The 22,040-nt window shown below is 49.9% G+C and carries 18 protein-coding genes; 3 read left to right on the top strand and 15 right to left on the bottom strand.

All coding sequences use genetic code 11. From position 1 onward, the window contains the following. Positions 1–243: 243 nt before the first annotated feature. The gene (locus ABZM97_RS04040) at positions 244–1,116 is read right to left on the bottom strand and encodes an STAS domain-containing protein (RefSeq protein WP_087992501.1); all 873 of its coding nucleotides are present in this window, start codon (positions 1,114–1,116) and stop codon (positions 244–246) included. Positions 1,117–1,312: 196 nt separating this feature from the next. Here ABZM97_RS04040 and ABZM97_RS04035 point away from each other — a divergent pair, with 196 nt between their 5' ends. The 3 genes from ABZM97_RS04035 to hmoA all read left to right on the top strand — a co-directional run bounded on the left by ABZM97_RS04035 (position 1,313) and on the right by hmoA (position 2,726). Further along, complete coding sequence (locus ABZM97_RS04035; protein WP_367387249.1) at positions 1,313–1,846, top strand: hypothetical protein; 534 nt, start codon at positions 1,313–1,315, stop codon at positions 1,844–1,846. A 95-nt stretch (positions 1,847–1,941) separates the two neighbouring features. Beyond that, complete coding sequence (locus ABZM97_RS04030; protein WP_087992499.1) at positions 1,942–2,304, top strand: VOC family protein; 363 nt, start codon at positions 1,942–1,944, stop codon at positions 2,302–2,304. Between the two features lie 98 nt (positions 2,305–2,402). Beyond that, positions 2,403–2,726, top strand: coding sequence for a heme-degrading oxygenase HmoA (hmoA, locus tag ABZM97_RS04025; RefSeq protein WP_141113415.1), 324 nt, complete (start codon positions 2,403–2,405; stop codon positions 2,724–2,726). Positions 2,727–2,765: 39 nt separating this feature from the next. Here the strand turns inward: hmoA and ABZM97_RS04020 are convergent, their stop codons facing one another. The 14 genes from ABZM97_RS04020 to ABZM97_RS03955 all read right to left on the bottom strand — a co-directional run bounded on the left by ABZM97_RS04020 (position 2,766) and on the right by ABZM97_RS03955 (position 22,021). Then, positions 2,766–3,461 (bottom strand): DUF421 domain-containing protein, encoded by a 696-nt coding sequence (locus ABZM97_RS04020; protein ID WP_087992498.1) that lies wholly within the window; start codon positions 3,459–3,461, stop codon positions 2,766–2,768. 114 nt (positions 3,462–3,575) lie between these two features. Next, positions 3,576–4,916: an alpha-galacturonidase LplD gene (lplD, locus tag ABZM97_RS04015; protein WP_367387248.1), complete on the bottom strand. Its 1,341-nt coding sequence runs from the start codon at positions 4,914–4,916 to the stop codon at positions 3,576–3,578. 8 nt (positions 4,917–4,924) lie between these two features. Then, positions 4,925–5,812 carry a carbohydrate ABC transporter permease gene (locus ABZM97_RS04010; RefSeq protein WP_367387247.1) on the bottom strand — a complete coding sequence of 296 codons (888 nt, stop codon included), beginning with the start codon at positions 5,810–5,812 and terminating at the stop codon, positions 4,925–4,927. 13 nt (positions 5,813–5,825) lie between these two features. Next, positions 5,826–6,782 (bottom strand): ABC transporter permease, encoded by a 957-nt coding sequence (locus ABZM97_RS04005; RefSeq protein ID WP_367387246.1) that lies wholly within the window; start codon positions 6,780–6,782, stop codon positions 5,826–5,828. A gap of 54 nt (positions 6,783–6,836) precedes the next feature. Continuing rightward, the gene (locus ABZM97_RS04000; RefSeq protein ID WP_087992636.1) at positions 6,837–8,345 is read right to left on the bottom strand and encodes an extracellular solute-binding protein; all 1,509 of its coding nucleotides are present in this window, start codon (positions 8,343–8,345) and stop codon (positions 6,837–6,839) included. Positions 8,346–8,467: 122 nt separating this feature from the next. Then, positions 8,468–11,041 (bottom strand): hypothetical protein, encoded by a 2,574-nt coding sequence (locus tag ABZM97_RS03995; RefSeq protein ID WP_367387245.1) that lies wholly within the window; start codon positions 11,039–11,041, stop codon positions 8,468–8,470. Between the two features lie 44 nt (positions 11,042–11,085). Then, entirely contained in the window at positions 11,086–13,080 is a 1,995-nt protein-coding gene (locus ABZM97_RS03990; RefSeq protein WP_367387244.1) for a beta-galactosidase, read from the bottom strand. A 5-nt stretch (positions 13,081–13,085) separates the two neighbouring features. Beyond that, positions 13,086–13,739 (bottom strand): rhamnogalacturonan acetylesterase, encoded by a 654-nt coding sequence (locus ABZM97_RS03985; RefSeq protein ID WP_087992493.1) that lies wholly within the window; start codon positions 13,737–13,739, stop codon positions 13,086–13,088. A gap of 138 nt (positions 13,740–13,877) precedes the next feature. Beyond that, entirely contained in the window at positions 13,878–15,716 is a 1,839-nt protein-coding gene (locus ABZM97_RS03980) for a rhamnogalacturonan lyase (protein WP_087992492.1), read from the bottom strand. Positions 15,717–15,762: 46 nt separating this feature from the next. After that, a complete protein-coding gene (gene rhgW, locus ABZM97_RS03975; protein WP_087992491.1) occupies positions 15,763–17,625 on the bottom strand; it encodes a rhamnogalacturonan lyase in 1,863 nt (620 codons plus the stop codon). Between the two features lie 120 nt (positions 17,626–17,745). Continuing rightward, the gene (locus tag ABZM97_RS03970) at positions 17,746–18,372 is read right to left on the bottom strand and encodes a YesL family protein (protein WP_087992490.1); all 627 of its coding nucleotides are present in this window, start codon (positions 18,370–18,372) and stop codon (positions 17,746–17,748) included. Continuing rightward, positions 18,369–19,031 (bottom strand): YesU family protein, encoded by a 663-nt coding sequence (locus ABZM97_RS03965; RefSeq protein WP_087992489.1) that lies wholly within the window; start codon positions 19,029–19,031, stop codon positions 18,369–18,371. The genes ABZM97_RS03970 and ABZM97_RS03965 overlap by 4 nt, the downstream gene beginning before the upstream one ends. Further along, on the bottom strand, positions 19,024–19,722 hold the full coding sequence (locus tag ABZM97_RS03960; RefSeq protein WP_087992488.1) for a rhamnogalacturonan acetylesterase: 699 nt from the start codon (positions 19,720–19,722) through the stop codon (positions 19,024–19,026). Before ABZM97_RS03960 ends, ABZM97_RS03965 begins: the two co-directional genes overlap by 8 nt. Positions 19,723–19,735: 13 nt before the next feature. Then, entirely contained in the window at positions 19,736–22,021 is a 2,286-nt protein-coding gene (locus ABZM97_RS03955) for an AraC family transcriptional regulator (protein ID WP_367387243.1), read from the bottom strand. Between the last annotated feature and the right edge of the window lie 19 nt (positions 22,022–22,040).

Below are 22,040 nucleotides of genomic sequence, written 5' to 3'. Positions count from 1 at the left end.
ATCTTAAAGGTCTATTATATAAAAATTGGATGAAATATGTATGTGTTTTAAGGAAAATTTAAAGAAACCAAACGCCTTTACGCCAAGACTCCCTTCTTTCCTTTTCAGCGACAAACGATGATTTTCTATTCAATACCTTTTGGCAAATCAAGAACTGTCACGGTGCCAAAACTGAGGTTGGTTGGGAAAGCCAAAAGGCATATGATCATCCGTTGGCGGACAATCATATGCCTGAACAACTTCCTATTTGTTTTCTTCTAATTGCTCCACAATACAGCGGACGCCCATGTTTTCTAATGCCTGCTTCAGCGTGCCATACGTTTCGTATTCACTGAAATCAAGCCCCAATTGAATCGATGTCTGGGCCACATCCGGGCGAATCCCTGAAAATACAGCTTTTACGCCTAGTAAGAAAAGTGTTTTTGACAGGTTGTACAGCTGCTGCGCCACCATGGTATCCACAATCGGAACACCCGAAAGATCAACGACAAGGCTTGTGATTTTTCTCTCGATACAGCTGACCGGCACTGTTTCTAAAATGACCTGTGCCCGTTTTGTATCAATGGAGCCGATAAGCGGCAATATCCCGATTCCATCTGCAATGGAAATCACCGGACAACCCAGCTCAGAAATCAGTTCCTGCTGAGACGTGAGCCTCAGCAGCATAAATTTTTGATACTGCTCAGAAAACTCAATAATCAGCTTATCAAACGACTGATTCACAATCCGGTTCCATCGGTCGGCATCCTGATTTGTGACGATATCCCGATTCTCTTTTATAAAAGAAACGACTGCGCCCCAGAATGAGATTCTGGAGTTTGAGATGGCTTCTACGACCTCATGCACCTGAACATCTTGCTCTACCCTGTTTTTCGCAACGGTTAGCGCCCATTTTGCCAGATTTTTTTGAAACTCAGTTTGATCCTCCAAAAACGCGCTTGCGATTGTGATATTGGTAAACGTATGCTGCTCGGTTAACTGCTTTTTCATTTCTTCACTTAAATTGTCGGCGGAATATAGCTCACCTTTCAGCTGACATCGTAAACTGAACCATTTCTCAGTAATATCCGCAGTGTTGTCTATGATATATTGATATAATAATTGATCGATATTCACGGTCTGTCTCCTTTTTCATAGTAGAAGCTCTTTTATTATAAAAGTATAAATCGGAATTGTGAATGGGACTAGGGAAAAATGATATGATTCTGCCTCCGGAGCGAATTCCAGTTTTATCCATAGGCGAATGCACCAATCTAAGTCCGCATGCATAAACTGCAGATGTACAGTTTACAATGAGAAAGGACGTTATCACATGTATTATACTGATCCTTATATGTTTGCCGGGCATTTTTATGAACCATGGCCTGTTTTTGAATATGATTACCGTTATCCAGATGGCTATCCATGGTCTGGCATTGGCGGCGGCGCTGTGCCAGGTATCGGCGGCGGCTCCGTTCCCGGCATCGGCGGCGGCTCCGTTCCCGGCATCGGCGGCGGCTCCGTTCCCGGCATCGGCGGCGGTGCTGTGCCAGGTATCGGCGGCGGCTCCGTTCCTGGCATCGGCGGCGGCGCGCCGCAGGGTCCCCCGCCTTCACAAAAACCGGCGAAACCGAAAAAGCCGCAGAGCGCTCAAGCAGGCACTTATTTAGTTGAGCCCGTTGCCATTCAGCCATGCCTCTTCCGATTTACCTATGTTTGGTTAACCAACGGCAGCTCATTCTGGTTCTACCCGATTATCCTTGGCAGAAGATCCGTCGGCGGCTTTTATTGGGATTCTTACCGGCGGCGCTGGATTTATTTCGCCTTAGACACAAATTTGATAGATGTTGTAAGCTGCTCGTATTAATCGAAAAATCAGCCGGTTTTGCCGGCTGATTTTTTATGTTACTTCGGCCAGGAATAGGTTATAGTATCATTATCTTTCAAATTGGAGGTTTCCCTATGATCAAACAAATTGGCACTGTTGCTGTATATGTTGAGGACCAGCAAAAAGCGAAGCAATTTTGGGCGGAGAAGGTTGGCTTTGATATTGCGGCGGACCACCCGATGGGACCTGACGTAAGCTGGCTGGAGGTTGCGCCAAAAGGAGCCCAGACTCGTTTAGTCATTTACCCGAAAGCCATGATGAAAGGCTCTGAACAAATGAAAGCTTCCATCGTGTTTGAATGTGAAGACATCTTTGGTACATACGAGAAAATGAAAGCAAACGGTATAGAATTTCTTGGTGAGCCCAATCAAATGGAGTGGGGCACCTTCGTTCAATTTAAGGACGAAGACGGCAATGTATTTTTATTAAAAGAATAACGATGACGGTAGCTTTATTCCGCCGTGCTCTTTCTTTGACATTGAGAATGAATTTCATTTACAATTATTCATATATGAGAATGATTGGAGAGAGACAGATGTTTGTTCAGTTGAGAAAAATGACGGTAAAAGAAGGCCATGCAGACAAAGTAATCGAACGTTTCAGTGCTGAAGGAATCATTGAAAAACAAGAAGGCATAATTGATGTAACAGTGCTTGAGAAAAACGTCCGCCGCGGTGATGAGGAAGTTGTTGTCATGATTCGCTGGGAATCTGAGGATTACTGGAAGCAATGGGAAAAAAGCGATGCGCATATCGCCGGCCATAAAGCGAACAAGGGCAAACCAAAGCCTGACTACCTGATCAGCACTGAAGTGAGCATGTATCATGTAAGAGCTGTTAAACAAGGGACTCATGAATAATGAAAAGAGCTTGCATGAGCTGCAAGCTCTTTTTTACGGTCATGACGAACTGCCTTCTCTATATGTGGTGACATATAGCGGCTGGTCGGCATGCCACTCCGCGTATAGGACGTCCTCAGCCTTTTCAACGCCTTGCTTTTGCAGCGATTGCTTCAGCCATTGTTCATCCACACCCGCTTCTGACAGGTTATCATACACAATCTCCCCATCAAGAATTAACGTAATCGGCAAAGACACTTCATTTATCGGAAGGTTCATATCTTTTCTGGTCGGTTTACCGAAATCGGCTTTCGGGAGTACACTGATCATTCCGTTTGTTTCCAGAATCGCATATTCCACTTCCTGAATCGAAAAACACCCTTGTTGCCTTAGAAGGCTTTGCAGCTGATTAATATCGAGCTTGTTTTTCTTCAGCATCTTGTATTTCACTTTTCCTTTATGAATCACAATATTCGGTTCGCCTTCCAGAAACTTTCTGGTTCCTTTTAGTTTTTGTGTAATCAATTCAATTAAAAAGATAAGAAAGCCCCATAGGAGTGAAGCAAAAATAATTTCTTTTATCTTGATTTCATGATCGTAGACGGCATTTCCGACCAGTTCTCCTAAAACTAAGGCAGAAATAAAGTCAAACGGGGTGAGTTGAGAGAATTGGGTTTTCCCAAGGAATTTCAAAATGACAAATAAAATGCCGAGACCGCAAACTAATTCAATTGCTACATTTACATAATCTCCCACAGTTGATAGCACCTACTTCTTAAGAGCTACTACCATTATGGACAACTGAACTTTTTCTAAACCGAAACTGCTGATTTCGATAAAAAAATCAGCCCGTTCGCCGGCTGACGTTTTTCACATCATTTGGTGCTTTGCCAGCATGTCATCAAAAAGCGGTTCTGCATCACTGCGGTCACTCGTGACAAGCGGATCATTGAGAAAGGCCTGGAAAGCGAGCGTGCGATTCTTTGTCAAACCGGCTTCCACCACTGCCTCCTGATTGGATACGTGCCTAGACGCCAGCATTTCCACACCTTTCGGCAGCGCTCCAGAGAAAATCGGCTGGACGCTGTTGCGGGTAATCAAGGCGTTCGTTTCGACAATCGCTTGTAAAGGAAGATTGGAAACTTGGCCTTGATTCGGCGCATTTACATTCGTGACAAGTTCACCCACTCCGATAAGAGCCGCTATGATGTTCACCCCTTCTTCTCCCGAGGCCTTCCCGGCAGCGCCCCGTTTTTGCACGATTAATCGTTCTGATTCTTTTCGTTTCTCCTCTCTGTCTTGTTTTCTGAATGATACAGGTGTGAGATGAAATTTCCATGACTCAGGCTGTTTGAGGTAAGGGCCGGGAAGAAATTCCGCCAGATGCCTGTCACCCGCAGCGGGGATGGCGCCATACGTTTCAAATAAATCAAACGCCACACGGTGCGCCGAACGAAAGACGCTGTCTCTCCAGCTTTCCCCCTCCAGCTCATATCCTGATTCTCCATAATGCGCGCTGAATTCATGGAATATAGGCAGCAGATCAATATGGCGGTAAGAGGCTTCCGTGATCCATGTGAAATGGTTAATGCCCAGGACATTGACGCGGATATCTTCACGCCGCAGCACCTCTACTCCGAGCCTTTCTTTGACCATTTCCGCCAGCAGCTTTTGCGTGCCAAATACCTCGTGGCAGCAGCCAATCGCTTTGATGCCGGGAAACACTTTATACAGCACTTTTGTACAGACAGACATCGGGTTTGTATAATTGATGACCCATGATTCAGGTGCGTAGTCTCTTATTGCCCGGGCAATTTCCACCAACATCGGAACAGCCCGCAAGCCTCTGATGATTCCGCCCGGCCCGACAGTATCACCTACGGATTGATAAATGCCGCAGCGCTCAGGCAAGTGGACATCGACTTCCATATCATTCAATGAACCCGGCAAAATAGAAATGATGACGATATCCGCGCCCGATAACGCCTTTTTCAAAGTAGAAACCGCTTCGTACCTCCATCTGCCTTCTCCGCTGTGATTGCCGATCATTTCGTTTTTCTGAGCCGCTTCAAAATCAAGATCATAAAGCGCCACCGTGCCTGACATCCGCTCATCAATCGACAGATCATTCATCAGGCTTCTGGCCCAGCCTTGGGATCCCCCGCCGATATAGGCGATTTTAATTTGATCTAACGTACTGATAGGAAACACTCCCTTTCTCAACCTTTCACCGAACCAATCAGTATTCCTTTTGCAAAGTGTTTTTGTAAGAACGGGTAGACCGCCAAAATCGGAAGTGTCGCAATGACAATGACGGCGAGTTTAATCCCCTGCTCCGGCGGGACGGTATTTTGCATCGTATCGCCATTGGTCGCCGTTAAATCCGATAAGATTGTGACTTGGCGAAGCACCATTTGCAGCGGCCATTTTGCACTGTCATTGATATATAAGAGAGCGTGGAAGAAATCATTCCAAATCCCGACCGCATAAAACAGCGCAAAAGTCGCAATGACTGGCTTTGACAGCGGCAGGGCGATCCGCCAGAAAACGCCGATTTCTGAACAGCCGTCAATTTTTGCCGATTCCTCCAGCTCGCGCGGCAGCTGCTGAAAGAAGTTTTTGATAATAATAAGGTTGAACGGATTAATCGCCATCGGCAGAATCAATGCCCAATACGTATCCAAAAGGCCAAGTGATTTCACGACAAGGTATGTCGGAATCATGCCGCCGGAAAAGAGCATAGAGAAAATGACCAGATTCAACAGCAGATTCCGCCCCTTCACATGCCGCTTCGCCAGCGGATACGCCATCGTAAGGGTGAAAAACAGCTGCACAGCCGTCCCGACCACGGTGATGAAGATGGAGACGCCCATGCTTCGGATGAACGTCGGTGTCGAAAACACATACTTGTAAGCATCAAGTGTAAAGGTTTTCGGGAAAATAAAGAAGCTGCGCTGGGCGAGTTCCGCTTCTGTCGCAAAGGAACCGGCGATAATATACAAAAACGGCAAAATGGTAATCGCACCGACTCCGCCGAGAAACAGAAAGTTGCAGACGTCAAACACCCGTCCGGCTTTTGTGTTGTGCATCGTGTGAATGTCAGCCATACCTCTCCCTCCTCTAAAACAATCCTTCCTGATCAAACTTTTTCGCAATGTAATTGGCGCCGAAAATCAAGATAATCCCGACAACCGATTTAAACAAACCGACCGCCGTGCTGTAGCTGTACGCGCCTTGGGTAATCCCCATCATGTACACGTACGTGTCAAAAATGTCAGCCACGCTCCGGTTGAGCGAGTTCGTCATCAAATATACCTGTTCAAAGCCGAGATTCAAAAAGCTGCCGATTCTTAAAATTAACAGAACGATAATGGTGCTTCTGATCGCCGGCAGCGTAATATGCCACATTCTCCTGAACCGGCCCGCTCCGTCCATAATGGCGGCTTCATACTGCTCCTGATCAACTGTCGCCAGCGCGGCCAGAAATAAAATCGTGCCCCAGCCCGTCTCCTTCCAGATGCTTTGCATCACAATCATCGGCCGGAACCAGTCCGCATCCGATAAGAAGGATATCTGCCCACCTGTCAGGCCCATGATCAATTTGTTGATCACACCTGTATCGACAGTAAAGAAAACAAAGGTGATGCTGACCACAATTGTCCATGACACAAAATGGGGCACGTAAATAAAAGTTTGGATGCACCTTTTATACACGGCCTTCCTCACCTCATTCAAAAGCAAGGCCAAAATGAGAGGCGCGGGAAAGGCAAACAAAAGGTCCAGACTCGCCAGCATAAGAGTATTGCGCAGCAGCCGGAAAAAATCCGGATTCATAAAAAAGTCTTTGAAATAATCAAAGCCGACCCATTCGCTTTTCCAGAAGCCGAGATAAGGCGAATAGTCTTTAAATGCGATCAGCACGCCCCACATCGGCAAGTATTTGAATACCAAAAAATAAAGCAGGCCGGGAATAAGCAGAAGATAAAGCCATTTGTCCCGTTTGAACGCAGCCATCCAGCTGATGCCTTTTCCAGCAGTGAGAACAGGTGCATCTCCCTTCTTCGGCACAGTTTCCATATCTGTTCTCCTTTCGTGATACCGGCGCTCCCGCCGAACGGCAGGCGCATCGGTTTATTTTGTCGATTGATACAATTTGTTCAAGTCCTTCATCAGTTCATTGCCGCCGCTTTTTTCCCAAAGCTCCACCGCATCCCCGAATCCTTTTTCATCAATTTCTCCGATGATAAATTGCGTTCTCGCGTCGAGAATGATGTTGTCAAGCTGGGCTCCTTTTTGGGTATAGACATCAGATACAAGCGACTCAGCCGGGTTAAAGACGGCTATTTTTTCTCCTTCGGTGATGATGTCCTTGCGATGCTGAAAGAGCTTTGTTTTCTGGTCTTCGATGTAATACTCGCTTTTCGGAATCGACATGCTGAACTGCGCCAAGCCTTCATGCTCATAAAGAAGGGATTTGTTGTTTTTTTCAAGCGAGGTGAATACGCCGTCCTTGAGCTCATAATTGCGGCCTTCCACTCCGTTGTTCGTGAGAATCTGCGCTTCCTTATCATTTATTTTATCCAGGAAGGACAGCACCTCTTTCAGCTCTTTTTCGGTTTTGACGCTTGATTTTGGTATCGTGATCATCCCTGAATAGCCGGATGTCGGGAAGGTGCGCTTGCCATTCGGCCCCTCAAGCGAGCCGACGATGTCAATCACATCCTTGTTCGACTCATCCGCCTCCTCCATCGCGCTTTGGATTTGAGACGCTCTGGAGCCGGTATCAACGATGACACCCGCTTTTCCTTTCACAACCGGATCATTCCACTTCGCTGAATCCATGACCGCAAAGTCCTTATTGATCAAGCCCTCATCATAAAGCTTTTTAAAGAACTTGAGCGCATCCATGTACTCCTTCGTTGTAAAATCAGGAATGAGCTTTCCATTTTCAACGCCGTAACGGTTCGGTGCGCCGAACCAGATTTGCAGAACATCCCACGGGCTTCCATTGCCGAGCCCCATCCATTTCGGGACGACCATACCGTACGTATCATCCTTGCCGTTACCGTCAGGATCTTTTTCCTTAAAAGCTTTCAGCACTTCATAGAAATCATCAAGCGTTTCCGGCATTTCCAAACCGACATTTTCAAGCCAGTCGGTTCTGATGATCATACACGCTCTGATCAGGTCCCTCGTTCTGTAGATTCCGTACACCTCGCCGTTCACAGAGCTGTTCTTCAAAATCTTTTCATCTGCCTGGCTTAAATTCTTGTAGTCTTTTAAATAAGGAGACAGCTCCCAAAATGCCCCTGCTTTGACAGACTTGATAAAGCCGGCTGACTTATCTTTAATCACAATCGCATGAGGCATCTCTCCGGAGGCCATGACGATGTTGAACTTGTCGTTGTAGGATGAATCAGGCACCCATGTGACCTTAATCTCTTTTCCTGTGTATTTTTCGAGCGCTTTTAATGAAGGGCTCTTTTCACTCGGGCTTTCCGGCGATAAGAGCGGCGCCATGATTTTGATCGTGTCTTTCGAGCCGCTTGCTGAATTGGATGTTTCCGAATTGCTGCATCCGGCGATCAGCATGGCAGCGAGCGGCAAGGCCAGCCATTTTTTTCGTATTCTATTTTTCATGATGCGTAAGTCCCCCTTTTTCTCATTTTGCAATTCCCCTTTGCCCCTCCTAATATAAAGCGCTTACATAAATTCTTGCAATCTTCATTTTTTGCACCAATTCTCCTATGAAATTCCGGCTGTTATCCTTTTTTGCCGGATGTCTCTTTTTTTGCCGGAAGGGCATCTCCGATTAATTCCAGCGCCGCAATGACGTTTAAACACCATTGAGAGACGGTGTTGGTTGTCACCCACGGGAGCTCTTCCAGCTGCGTCCATGTCTCAATGCGCTCTGGTTGGATCGGAAGCGGCGTATGGCTCAGCTTATTATCAAGCAAAAGATTCCACGCTTTGGCGGCGAGATTCTGATCCTGTTTGTTTCTCGCTGCATAGGCTGTCATGGCAGCGGCGAACATCGGCCAGTGAAAATGCCCGTCATGAAGCGCTCCTCCGCTTTGTTTCCGTTTTTCTTCATCACTGAGTGTGTAAAATTCGCCGAATTCACTCAGCATTTCCTCCCATTCCCGATCATCAAGAAGCTCAGCCAGCTCCATCCACACTTGCGGCGCACCGAAGGCAATGATCATATGATATCCGCCCGCTATGCCGTCGCCCATATGATGAAGCATCGAGGTCGCCGGATCATATTCGAATGTCGGGCCGGATAATAAGCGGAGCGGCAGCCGCTTCAGACAGCTGATGCCCGTTTGGATTTTCTTGAGATAATCTGGATTCCCGGTTCGCTCCCATTCCGCCAGCCAGTTCGAGCAAAACGCCGCCCAGTCAGGTCCCGTTCTGGCGTGGGTCGGATGCTTGCCTTGCTCGTAAAAAGCGCGCATCGGATCTGTTTTGACGAGGGCGTAATCGGCGTCCTTCACTTCTGTCAACAAATCTCCCGTCCGCTCATCTCCTGTCAAATAATAATAGAATTTATAAAGCCCGGCCATGCTGATCCTCGCTTCCTTGCAGCCGCATCCCCAATGCACAACGTTATGCCGTGAGCCAAGACCCGCATATTCACCGAGATGAAAGCTGTCCGTTTCGCTCGTGTGGCGGGTCATGGCTTCTGCCATGCGGTAGATATCCTCACGGCCTGAGCGGAAAAACGCCTGCCACAGCCATAAGGTCGGAACGAGCTCATTGTTTTGCCATGCGTATCCGCCCAGATCATAGCGCCACATATGCCGGATCGGATCATACGTATGCATGACATCGCCATAATGCCAAAACCCGTACCACCTGCGCTGCTCTACTTCCTTTTTGTAAAATTGAAAGGCAGCGTCGAGCTGTTCTTCCAGTTCTTTTTTGAGCGGATGGGAGGTGTCGATGACACTCCAAACCCCTAGCGTTTTTGACTCGTAATAGACGTCCGGCTCGCATACAAGCAGCGGCGGCGCTTGCCATTTGTCAGCGAGCGCATTGAGGGCATCCTCAGACGGCATGCGCGAAAAACACGACAGGCTGATTTCATTTGTGTTGGCAATGCCGGTCGGGTCAGAACGCATTTCATCAAAGCCTTCATAAGCGCTGGCCACATAGGTGTTTCCTGTATAATGCCGTAAATCCATCGCTTCTCCGTCCGGGGGCCAAAGCCAGACGGTCATTTTTGGATGGCCGCTGGCGAGACCTTTGATTTCCAGTGCTGACGGATATTTTTCAAAGAAATACCGCAGGCCGAGAGCCATGCCGCCATTTTCGCCGCCCGCATAGAAGAGCCCCTTCGCCCGGCTGCCATGCAGCATGCCGACCCACGCATAGTCTTTTCCGGTCCGTTTTGACAGGCTGTAATGATCGCTGGAATCCTGAACGATTTTGACATCATTCCAAACCGCGTTCTGTGTGCCGTGAGCAAACCATTCTTTATGCTCTTCACTTGGTGACAGCGTTTCGCCATTGATTTGCTTTTGATAAAGCGGATACCGTTCATTGAATTTACGTGTGCCAAACAGCTGGGCGGGTTCTTTATACATCCCTTTCTCTCCCGCAAAACGGAAATGGCGGTTGTACGGCTCCCCTTCCAAAAAAAGATCAAACACGATGCCGAGCCCTTTAATGAATTCTTGTTTGCCATTTCTGTCGATCAGCTGCGAGTGCACGATGCCGATCTCAGAAAGCCCGGCATAAAACGTCAATCTGACCACAAACGGCAGCCATTCCTCATTTGTTTTTTGAAGGATATGCACACCCTCTATTTTGATCACCGCTTTGACAGGGCCTTGCTTCTCAATCACCGCACGTTTGATGAGGCTGATAGACGCTTCCTGAAAAAGAACCGTTTCCGCCGCCGACTCCCGTCTCGTTTCTCTTATGGCAACGAGCCTCCCGCCTGCGGCGATCGGCTTTCCGTTGATCTGCAATGATTGAATGAGATCGGAGCCTGTTTTATGGATGGTACAGACGAGCGTTCCTGTATCCACTTGCATGTCATGCTCTGACTCATTGATGCTGAGGGTTTCTATTGGCTGCGGGGCTTCTTCTATTTGCACTGTAAAGCTTTGATGTTCCTGTCCGCCGAACACCGCCGCGTGCTTCGTCCACTTGATGCTCCCGTCCGGCCAATAGGCCGACGGTTCGCTTTGCACAAATTGGCTTTCCGCCTTTTCATTCACAAGCGCCAGAGGGTCACCTTTTTTCAATTCTCCTTTTTTCCATGGCACGCCCCACGTTACACCGCTTGTCACCTTCGGCTGCTTTGATAACCATTTGATCTTTTTCATCAGTTCTCTCCCTCCATAGAAAAAAGCTGATTCAATGCAAAGAATCAGCTGTGATTGTCAAACTGAATCACATGGTATTCATGCGGTCCGACCGCCAGCCTCCCCGCTTTCGCCGAACGGTTCGTCAACAGATCCGTTCCCGCTTCAGGCAGTGTCACGCTTCCGCCTTCTCCATCCATATTGACGATGATCCACACCATGCCGTGATCCCCTTTGCGCGGGGCAACGATCGTGCCGGGTGTCACATCCGACCGAACGGAGATGGCTGCTTCCGCTGCGTAATGCCTGACGAGCGCTTCCAGCATCGCATCCCCTTCTTGACCGGATGGAAGCGATCCAAGCATGACAATTTTCCCTTTGCCGAGTTTCCGTTCTGTCAGAAACGCATGGCCTGCTCCAGGTCCTGATTCAACCGTGCCAAGCGTGCTTCCGCTCTCTGTATCAAACACCGCACTCCACAGCCCGAGCGGCGCAGTGATGCCAAACGCTTTTCCTGTATTCACGTTCTCGTTCATTGGAAAGGTATATAGCGTTTTGATCCCGGCTGTTTTCTCAAGTTCTCCAAGCCCGCAATCCGTATGAATCGTATGCTCATTTGTGCGCCCGCCTGTCAGCGGCCCGGCGATCCAGATGCCTCCCGCTTCAGCGAATGCCAAAGCTTTGTTGATAAATTCGGAAGACAGATACGGCACAAATGGCGTAAACAGCAGGCGGTAGCCGTCCAGCGGAACGCCTTCCGGAATAAGGTCACGGTGAATCCCAGTATGGAGCATACGCTCATAAAAATGCGTCACAAGCGAACGGTGCTGGAGCCCCCGATGAGGCTCTGTTTTGATAAAAGCTTTTGCTCTGTCGGAGTATGTCATCGCCGCCTCGGCTTGAACAGGTTCTGTCGATAGAATAATTGATTCGATCTTCTTTCTTGCCCGCTCGACCGCCAGCACATTCTGGTAACCAACAGCCGGCTCACCCCAGGCACTGAGAACCGAACCGTGTGAAATCTCGCTTCCTGAACGCTGCTGGCGCCACAGCCAATAGCAAAAGCCATCGCTCCCTAAGGCGTAGGAAGATACGGCTTCGGCCTGTAAATACCCATCAGCATGCGGAAAAGCGGAGCTTTCAAGCGAAGCGGCATATGACGGACTCGTTTCTAAAATCCAGAACGGGCGCCCTTGTTTCAAATTCCTCCACAAATCACAGTTCAGTAAAAAGGCGGAGGCGTTTTCCTGCGAAGCGTACGTATCATAGGAGGCAAAATCGAGATTCTGAAAGATCCGCTCATTGTCCACGCTGAACATGACAGAGCTGTTATGCGTGACCGGCGCATCCGAATAACAGCGGATGATTTTGGCCTGTTCATCCGCAAATGAAGCGATCATCTCCATCGAAAACAGCTGATACATTGTGCTTAGAGAGGCGTGATGCAGAAACGGGGCCGGCCCCGGCTGCGGAACCTGCTCAAACGCCTGGTACGTTTCGCTCCACACATCGGTTCCCCATGTCTCGTTTAACCGCTCAATCACGCCATAGCGGTTTCTGAGCCAGTCATGCCATAAGTGCAAGCACGTCTCACACATGCATGCAGCAACATGGCATTTAAACTCATTGTCTAGCTGCCAGCCGATCAGGCCCGGGAGCTCGCCAAGCTCCTTGGCGATGCTTGTGGTAATCATGGCGGCTTTTTTTCGGAAATACGGGTTGTTTGTACAAGCATGCTGACGGGAGCCATGCCCCATGGCCTCTCTTTTTTCATTTACATGCATGCGCTCCGGCCGGCCGTGAGACAGCCAAATCGGCGGTGTAGGCGTCGGCGTGCACATGATCGTTTCGATGCCGTTGTCATACAGCCGGGTGATGATCTCTTTGAAAAAACCGACGTCAATTTTCCCTTCTTCCGGCTCCATGACAGACCAGGCAAACTCGCCGATCCGCACAACATTCACGCCAACTTCACGCATCTTATCAATATCCTGCTGAATCGTTTCCTCATTCCATAATTCCGGGTAATAGCAAGCGCCATGATACAGTTTTCTCCTCACATTCTTCACCCTTCTTTGATGATCGATTCTGTCAATGGCAGGCCGAGCTCCTTGATGCCTTTTGCCACGAGTTTGGCCATTTCATTTGCGCCTTTTTTTGTAAAGTGTGTGTAATCGTTTATTCCTTCCGATACCATAAAATAGGTGTACACCTTTTCCTCACCCTTCTCGGTAAAGAAAGCGAGGCTTTTCTCCATGAGATCAATGAGCTGGACATTCTCCTCAGCAGCCGTCTGTTTCATGGCAATGCAATAATCAAGAAAGTCGTTCAAAAACACGCCGTTTTCGTAATGAAAGCGGGCTACAGGGGTGATGAGCAGCGGCTGGGCGCCTTTTTCCCGCGCGCCTGCGATATACTGCTTTAAATATTGTTTATAGGTGGTATAAGGCTCGGTGTAGCGCTCCGGCTTATTTTTCGACGCGTCATTATGGCCCATCTGCACAAACAGCCAGTCACCCGGCTCAATCACATCCAGAATCGCCTGAAGCCTGCCTTCTTCCACAAATGTTTTCGAGCTTCTTCCCCCGATCGCTCTGTTGATCACCTGAATATGCTCCGGCAGATGCGAGCCGAGAAACTGTCCCCAGCCCCCTTGATTTGTGCTGTCTCCATACCTTTGAACCGTCGAATCACCGGCAAGATAAATATGATTTGCCATTCCTCATTCCCCCTCGTTTTTTTTGTTTTAATATGATTTCGATCATGGTCAGAAAACCGGTGCGTGCAACGCCTGAACCTGCCCGTACGCCATCCTTTCAAAGCGACCAGCTTTTGCTTTATATACGATACGTTCCTCCTATAGCCGCGTCTCCGTTTTGCTTCCCGCTGTGTACAGGGCGGGCTTCGGCGGTTTTTTCATTCCCGTTCCAAGATAAAAGCCCGTATGCGGCGGCTGGTTGTAGGCGGTATTCTGCCAGGCGATGCCGAGCCGGTAAACCGGGTCATGCATGAGCGTGTACAAGCGGTGGCCGGTGAGATGTGTCGATGTATAGATGCGGAGCGCGCTGCTGTCCTCCGTTCTCCATATCACTTCTTCCCGCCAATCTCCGAACAGGTTGGCCTGAAGAACAGGGTTTCCTTTTGTCCAGTTGTTAGACAGCACGCCGGCCGGCTGAAAAATTGTTTTCAGACAGCGGTTTTCAGCATCCCATTTTTCAATCTTCGGCCTGCCGATCGTTCCGTCCCAGTCATGATCGAGCAGTTCCCTGACCAAGTCGCCGTCCCACCAAATGGCGAAATTGGCTGAGGCGGGCGCTTTGTCGCTGATTTTTTCTCCTTTACTGGTAAAAAGGCCGTATGACATTCCGTTATTGCCCGGCGGGTCGATTCCCCAGACGAGCGAGCCTTTGTAGTTTGGGTCGATATGAGCCGCCATGCCCCTGCCGACATCAGTTCCGGCATGAACGCCCCACAAAATCTCGCCGGTTCCGGCATCACGCAGCGACAGTCCGTACGGCTTCGAGGCATCCTCATGCACCTGAAACACTTCAAGCCCTTTTCGGGACGGATCCAGATCCCCTACATGCATCGCGTCTCCGTGTCCGAGCCCCGTTGTATACAAGCCTGTGCCGTCATGATCAACCGCCATGGCGCCGTAAATGATTTCATCCTTCCCGTCTCCGTCAACGTCCGCCACGCTCAAGCTGTGGTTCCCCTGCCCTGCGTACGCTTCATGGCCCGGCTGATTGGAGTCAAATATCCAGCGTTTTTTCAGCCTTCCGTTTCTGAAATCGTATGCCGCGAGCACCGCTCTCGTATAGTAGCCGCGCGCCATCACGAGGCTCGGCCGCTCCCCGTCCAAATAAGCGATTCCGGCGAGAAAACGGTCCATCCGGTTGCCGTAGCCATCTCCCCAATCTTCCAGCTTGCCGCGGGGCGGTTCATATTCCACGGTCGTGATCGCTTCACCGGTTTCTCCTTTAAACACCGTCAAATATTCCGGACCGGACAGGATTCTGCCCTGTTCGTTCCTAAAATCGGCATGTTTATCGCCAATGACGTTTCCTTTCCCGTCTGTTGTGCCGTCGGCTGTTTTCATGGCGATTTCTGCTTTTCCGTCACCGTCCAGGTCATACACCATAAACTGGGTATAATGCGCGCCCGCTCTAATGTTTCTGCCGAGGTCGATGCGCCACAAAAAGGTGCCGTCCAGTTTATAGGCATCTATGAGAACGTCCCCGGTATATCCGTCATGGGCGTTGTCTTTGGAATTGGACGGGTCCCACTTCAAGATGATTTCATATTCTCCATCCCCGTCCACATCCCCGACACTGGCATCATTGGCGCTGTAGGTATACGGCTTTCCGTCCGGCGTCACACCGCCTTCCGGTTTGTTAAGCGGAACCTCTAGGACATTTTCCATCCAGACTGGAGCTTCTTTGGAGCGCTTTTCTTCCCGTCCTTTATTGACGGCCGCCACCTGATAAACAGCGTCCGCCGTCCCGTTTTGATCAAGAAAATTCGTGCTGTCCGCGATCGGCTCGCGGGTGATCCGCTTTCCGTCCCGATAAAGGTGAAAAGCCGTCGTCTCATGATCGGTTCCGAGAAAACGCCAGCTGACAAACACGCCCTGCTCTGTCTTGACCGCAATTAAACCTCTGGTCAAGTATTCCATCTGCCTCATTTTTGGTTTCATTTTAATGGGAACGGGCTGTGCGCAGCCCGTTCCTTCCCCCTTTCTGTTAAGGCGTATACATATTCGGTTTTGGCTGTTCCGCCATGCCGTCTCCTAAAAAGAAGCTTGTGTGCGGCGGCTGGTTATACGCGACATTTTGCCAGGCGATGCCAAGCCGGTACACAGGATCGTGCATCAGCGTGTACAGCCTGTGCTCAGTCGGAATGGTCGTCGTGTAAATGCGCAGCGCACTGCTGTCCTCCGTTCGCCACACAACTTCCTCACGCCAGTCACCGAGCAGATCAGCCTGCAGCGCCGGTGTTGCTTTTGTGCCATTGTTGGCGGCCGCCCCTGAAGCAGTCAAAATATTTTTCGATACGCCGTTTTGATAATCCCACTTATCGATTCGGTTACTGTCCAGCTGTTCCCGCAGCAAGTCGCCGTCCCACCAAATGCCGAAGTTGGTCGAGGACGGAACACTGCTTCCGATTTTGACCCCTTTCGCTGTGTAAAGAGAACCGTTCGCCCACACTTCCTGTCCCGGATAACGCGGGTCAATATCAGCAGCCATGCCCCGGCCTACATCCTTGCCGGCATAAACACCCCAAAGGATTTTCCCGGTTGCCGCATCACGGAAGGATAAGCCGTATTTTGCGTTTTTATCCTCATGCACCTGAAACACCTCAAGACCCGGCCGGCTCGGATCAAGATCCCCGGTATGGAGGGCATCCCCGTGGCCTAAGCCAGTCGAATACATGCCTTTGCCGTCATGATCAACAGCCATTGAGCCAAAAATGATCTCATCTTTTCCGTCTCCGTCAACATCCGCAATGCTCAGGCTGTGATTCCCCTGTCCGGCAAACGCTTCATTTCCCGACTTCGAAGAATCGAGCGTCCATAGCTTTGACAGCTTTCCGTCTCTGAAGTTATAGGCGACAAGCATGGTTTTGGCATAATACCCTCTAGTCATAATCAGACTCGGCCGCTGTCCGTCGAGGTAGGCAATCCCGGCTAGAAACCGGTCCACCCGGTTGCCGTAGCTGTCTCCCCAATCTGACACATTGCCGCGGGCCGGTTCAAAATTTGTTGTGACAAGCTCTTTCCCGGTTGCACCTTGAAACACAGTGAGATATTCAGAGCCTGAAAGCACACGCCCCTGTTCATTTCTGTAATCAGCATTGGCATTTCCAATTACTTTGCCCGTGCCGTCTTTTGTCCCGTCCGCCGTTTTCATCGCCACTTCCGCTTTTCCGTCACCATCAAGGTCATACACCATAAACTGGGTGTAGTGCGCTCCCGCTCTGATGTTTTTGCCGAGATTAATCCGCCATAGCTTCGTTCCATCCAGTTTATACGCGTCAATCAGCACGTCACCCGTATAGCCATCCTGTGAGTTGTCCTTTGAATTAGACGGGTCCCATTTCAGGATCAGCTCATATTGCCCGTCGCCATCCACATCGCCAACACTGGCGTCATTGGCGCTGTACGTGTAAGCTTCACCCTTTGGCGACGTGCCGCCAGCCGGTTTATCCAGCCGGACGGAATGATACGGCTGCGCCCATACGGAGGCTTTTTCAGAAGCCGCCTGTTCGGTTCCGTTTACGATAGCCCGAATCGTATACGTGGAGGCCGCCGATCCGTTTTGATCCACATAGTTCGTGCTTTTGACAGGTGCGGCATTCAGCTTTTGCCCGTCTCTGTACACATTGAACAAAACAGATGCATTTTCAGTGCCAAGAAACCGCCAGCTGACAAAAATGCCGCCGTCCGTCTTGACTGCCACAAGCCCCCGGTTCAGCCCTTCCATCTGCCGCGCTGCCCCTTCAGCTTTCACAGGACATACAGAGGCCCCCATCACCAACAAGACCAGCAACATCACAGCGGTAAACATGCGTTTCCTTCGTGTATTCATCAGACAGCTCCTTCTCATTCATTTGTAAGCGCTTACTCAAATTGGATTTTATGCGCTGTATGAGCTGCCTTCAATTTCACTTTTTTGCATCCGCCTTATTCAGACACTGCACTCTTTTGCGAAATGGTCACTTTTTTGTTACCCGGCTTGGCGGTGCTGGGCCTCCGTCTTTTGAAACCCCCTGAAAGCAAAAAACATCGACACAAGCCCAAATAAACAAGGGCCGTAAAAGGGGATCAGGCCCGGGAGCGTATACAGCAAATAAAGGACAAATCCGCACCCGATCAGCATACAGCCGGTCGTCAGCGGCCGCATGGCGCCATACAGCAGCGCTTGCGGAATATATTTACGAAGCGGGAGCTGGTAGTGCACGTAAAGGGGAAACACATACATTAAGGCAATGATATACAAAAACCCAGCAAGCAGCGTGCAGCTTGTTACGGCAAAGGACAGCCAATCCGTACTGGCAGAAAAATAATGATAATTCGCGGACAATATGAGCAAAAGAGCCGCAAACGCCAATCCGATCGCATTGACCTTGAGAAATTCTTTTTTGTAGATATCGAAAAATAACGGAAACACCGGGACATCCTTTTGCCCCATCAGCCATTTTCGTATGACCGCACACATCGCGGCTGTGCTCGGCGCCCAGCCGAAAAGAATCCCGCCCAAAAGCGTAAACAACAGCCATAACCCGTTGAGCCACGCGATTTTCACCACCGCTTCGCATCCTGCGTAAAGCGCATCCGTTACCGTTGTTTTCATCTTCTCACCGCTTGGTGCACGGCAAAATCTCGATAAGCCGCCTTCATGGGCGCCATCTGCCGGAGCCCGATTTTTCCTTTTGTTAACACAGGCCCATGTGCGCTGCCGTCGTCCGTCCACTCAAGAATGGGCAGATCATTGATTGAAAAGTGCACATAGCCTTTGTCTTTGATGAGCTTCATCTGATACGGAGAATCAGCGTCGTCTGGAGAAGGCAGCGGGTCAGCTCCCATCGCGGCGAGGTGGAAACCGCGGCTTTTTCTTAAATTGCAGGTGCGGAACGCTCTTTCTTCCGCGTATTTTCTGCGGAAATACGACAGGTGGAGCGCGTTGATGTCTCCTGAATGATATTCAGGGTACTTTCCCGTTCTTTTCTTGAGACTTGGATCAAACAAATCCTCGCCTCCAATCCCCGCAGCGGAAAAAAACAGCATACAAAGTCCAGGCTGCTCAATCGGCGAGAAATCCCACGTCACAATGATGCCGTCCGGAAAGGTTTCCGGGCACCAATAGACAAAGTGTGCTTCGTCCTGAACATGCGACAGGTGCAAGCGGCGATCGTCAAATGAAATCTGTCCGCCCCCCTCCATCCGCCAATCCTTCACATCGCTTGCTGACCGGAGCGGATTGCGGTACAGGCACGCGCCTTCCTTATACATATTCTTTTCCCTCCCGGCTCACGAGATGGTCCTTCAGCGGAAGGCCGAGTTCCTCAATGCCTTCTGCCACAAGCTTCGCAACCTCCATCGCCCCTTCTTCCGAAAAATGCGTATTGTCCGCAATGCCTTCCGGATAATTCGGATGTTCATTCGGCTGAAGCCAAACGAACAATCGCTTCGACTCCTCCGGTCCGTATGCTTCATACAGCACCTTTGTTTTCGCCAGCAGATCGATCACGGGCACAGCAAGCTCCTTTGCCAGTGCTTTCATCGCATCAGGATATTCGTCAAGCGTATGCTCGATCCGCCCGTTTTCATCAAAGCGGCGGCGCTGCACTGATGTGACGAACACAGGATGCGCTCCCTTTTCGCGTGCCGTATCTGCAAACAGGGTGAGAAACTGCTGAAACGTAGAGTACGGCTGCGTCCCCCGCGGTTTCTGGTCATTGTGGCCGAATTGAATAAACAAATAATCGCCTGGCATGATACGGTCAGCAATCGCCTGAAGCCTTCCTTCCTCCACAAAAGAATTGGTGCTCGCTCCTCCTTTGGCGTGATTGCGCACCTTCACATCTTTAGAAAACAATTGCCCGAATACCTGCCCCCACCCCGCCATAGGCGCTTCATGAGGCGGGCAGTCACTCACGGTGGAATCCCCCGCTAAAAACACTTGAATCGCTTTTTCCATCACATGCCCTCTCCTTTCACGGCGTTTCCTGATACATTTGCCTGAAGACACCCGGCGGCACGCCGACCTGTTTTTTAAAAATCCGGTTAAAGTAATTGTGTCGGTAGCCGACTTCTTCTGACACGTCAAGAATTTTCTTATTCGTATTCACCAGCAGCTCTTTCGCCTTTTCAATTCTGATTTGGGTCACATAATCAATAAAATTAATGCCGGTTACTTGCTTAAATGCCTTGCTTAACGTGTATGAATTCATGCCAAGCGCATCGGCACAGCTTTCCAGCGAAAGATCCGCCATATACTGTTCATGAATCATGGCCATCACACGTTCCGCCAGCTGCTTTTCCTGTCTGTTTTTTCTGCCCTCAAGCTTGGAAAGATATGGTGTAACGACAGCATCCATCAGCCAGGCCGCCGCTTCACCGGATTCGCGCAATTCTGAAACCTCCAGAAGCAGATCCCGATGCTGAAACAGTTCGCTCGGATTGAGCCCGGAATGCAGAATATCCTCCTGAATGCGGGAAAACACTTGAATCAGGGCGGAGTGCACATGTCTGTCTATGCCCGCCTTTTCCGCCAGTTCCTCCATGCAGACACGTATCAGGTCCTCGGCTTCCTGTTTTCTTTCCAGACGGATGGCCCGAACAATTTGTTTTTCCAGCTCAAAAGGGTAATAAGGGGCGGACTGCTCATCCTGAGGGAAGCCGGCCTGTAAATCAATCACCTGATGCCGGTTGGCAAACCGCCTGTGGGATTTTCCGCTTTTCACATCCTGATATAAAGAACGGATTTCCGCGACGAGCTCCGTCTTCCTGCTCATCGTCCCGGTCAGGTGTAATCCGGTGAGATCGTCAAATTGGTGTGCAAGCTCCGTTACGTACGCCCTCAGATCAGCTCTGTTTGTTTTCATCACAAGCACGGTGACGGAAAGCCGGCCGATATGAAGAATGGAGGGCTGAAAACAGCGTTTTGCCGCAAGCTCCTCGGCCAGATTGGTCAGGGTAAATACAGCGAGCTGTTCATCACCGGCGCGGAAGATGCTTGTTTCACAACGGAGCCCTGTCACCTGAAGATCAAGCACCTGAAACACGTTTTCTCCGATGTTCCATCCAGCCTCCTCCATCCGTGATCTGAGACTTGCCTCGTTGTCATAGTAAAAATCGCCCTGCAAGAGGTGCTGCAAAAAACTCTTTTTCATATGGGGCGTCTGCCGCAGGAGCTGCTCCTGAAGCTTCCGGCTTTCAAGGGATAGGTCATGCCATCGCTTTTCAATCCACTTGAATTCATCCTGCCCGGACACCTGCCATGTTTTCTTCTCTCCCCCGGTAAACAAGCCAAGCAAATGCTGAATGGGGCGATAGATTTTTTTTGCTGCGTACCACGTCATGCACACCGCTAAGCCGATGCAAATGCCAAGCATGACGATGATCACTTTTGATAAAAACACCATCGGCGCTGTAATGGCTGAAAGAGGCGCCGCTGACACAAAGGTCCACTGCTGATGCATGCGGTTCATTTCTCCAAAGGAGACGGAATACAACGTGCCGCCCCATTCCATCTGAAAATGCCCTTTCTCGTCCGGCTGTTTTTTTATCTCTTCAATTAAAGTCTTTTCTAAATCCTTTTCTCCTTCCTGAAAAAGCACTTCCCGATTTTGGTCCAGAAGCAGCGCACTGCCCTCAGGATAAGGGGACAAGCTTTGCAGGATCGACTCCATTTCTAACGGATCAACCGCCAGCATGATCGCGCCGAACGGTTTCTCCGCCGAACCCGGAATGAGCTGGATCAGCATCGCTTGATTTCCGGATCGGTTCCAATAAATACTGTTGTCCGAGGCAAGCAGCGAGCGATACTTGCGAAGCGTCTCCTGTTCTGTCAAAGCGCTGTATTCAGGGCTCAGCACAAGAGGCCGGGGGCTGTTCAGAAAGATGGAAGCCTGCTCGATCAGCGGCTGCTGGTCCCGTAAAAGAAACAGCTTTTTCGTTAATTGATAGGAGAACGTATAATCTTTCTCCAAATCCTTCTCTTCCAATCCATTCATCAGCGAAGAATCGTACGCCATCTGGGTGAGAGTCAGCTCCAGCACTCCCAGCTTTTCATCCATCCGGCTGACTTCACGCGCCACCTGTGTTTCATGCGACCTCTGCAGTTCCTTCTCCACCTTGTCGATCGAAAGAAAATAGATAGCGCCGCCAGTCAGCAATCCGGGAATACAGGCAATCAGCAAAATGAAGACAAAGTTTCTTTTGAAATACGTTCCCTTCCAGCGTGAAACCCGTTCCTTCTGTTGAGGCTGTTTTTTCATCCCTTTCCCCCCGCCGCCG

The organism is Bacillus vallismortis (assembly GCF_040784915.1).
Taxonomy (GTDB): Bacteria; Bacillota; Bacilli; order Bacillales; family Bacillaceae; genus Bacillus; species Bacillus subtilis_G.
Note: the sequence above shows the minus strand (reverse complement) of the source record. Positions and strands in the feature narration are given on the sequence as shown.

Coding starts and splice junctions, on each gene's coding strand:
- ABZM97_RS03985 (WP_087992493.1), bottom strand. CDS start 13,739: ATGGCAAATCATATTTATCTTGCCGGTGATTCGACGGTTCAAAGGTAT.
- ABZM97_RS03970 (WP_087992490.1), bottom strand. CDS start 18,372: ATGAAAACAACGGTAACGGATGCGCTTTACGCAGGATGCGAAGCGGTG.
- ABZM97_RS04005 (WP_367387246.1), bottom strand. CDS start 6,782: ATGGAAACTGTGCCGAAGAAGGGAGATGCACCTGTTCTCACTGCTGGA.
- hmoA (WP_141113415.1), top strand. CDS start 2,403: ATGTTTGTTCAGTTGAGAAAAATGACGGTAAAAGAAGGCCATGCAGAC.
- ABZM97_RS04030 (WP_087992499.1), top strand. CDS start 1,942: ATGATCAAACAAATTGGCACTGTTGCTGTATATGTTGAGGACCAGCAA.
- rhgW (WP_087992491.1), bottom strand. CDS start 17,625: ATGAGAAGGAGCTGTCTGATGAATACACGAAGGAAACGCATGTTTACC.
- ABZM97_RS04010 (WP_367387247.1), bottom strand. CDS start 5,812: ATGGCTGACATTCACACGATGCACAACACAAAAGCCGGACGGGTGTTT.
- ABZM97_RS03995 (WP_367387245.1), bottom strand. CDS start 11,041: ATGAAAAAGATCAAATGGTTATCAAAGCAGCCGAAGGTGACAAGCGGT.
- ABZM97_RS03980 (WP_087992492.1), bottom strand. CDS start 15,716: ATGAAACCAAAAATGAGGCAGATGGAATACTTGACCAGAGGTTTAATT.
- ABZM97_RS04035 (WP_367387249.1), top strand. CDS start 1,313: ATGTATTATACTGATCCTTATATGTTTGCCGGGCATTTTTATGAACCA.
- ABZM97_RS03955 (WP_367387243.1), bottom strand. CDS start 22,021: ATGAAAAAACAGCCTCAACAGAAGGAACGGGTTTCACGCTGGAAGGGA.
- ABZM97_RS03965 (WP_087992489.1), bottom strand. CDS start 19,031: ATGTATAAGGAAGGCGCGTGCCTGTACCGCAATCCGCTCCGGTCAGCA.
- ABZM97_RS04000 (WP_087992636.1), bottom strand. CDS start 8,345: ATGAAAAATAGAATACGAAAAAAATGGCTGGCCTTGCCGCTCGCTGCC.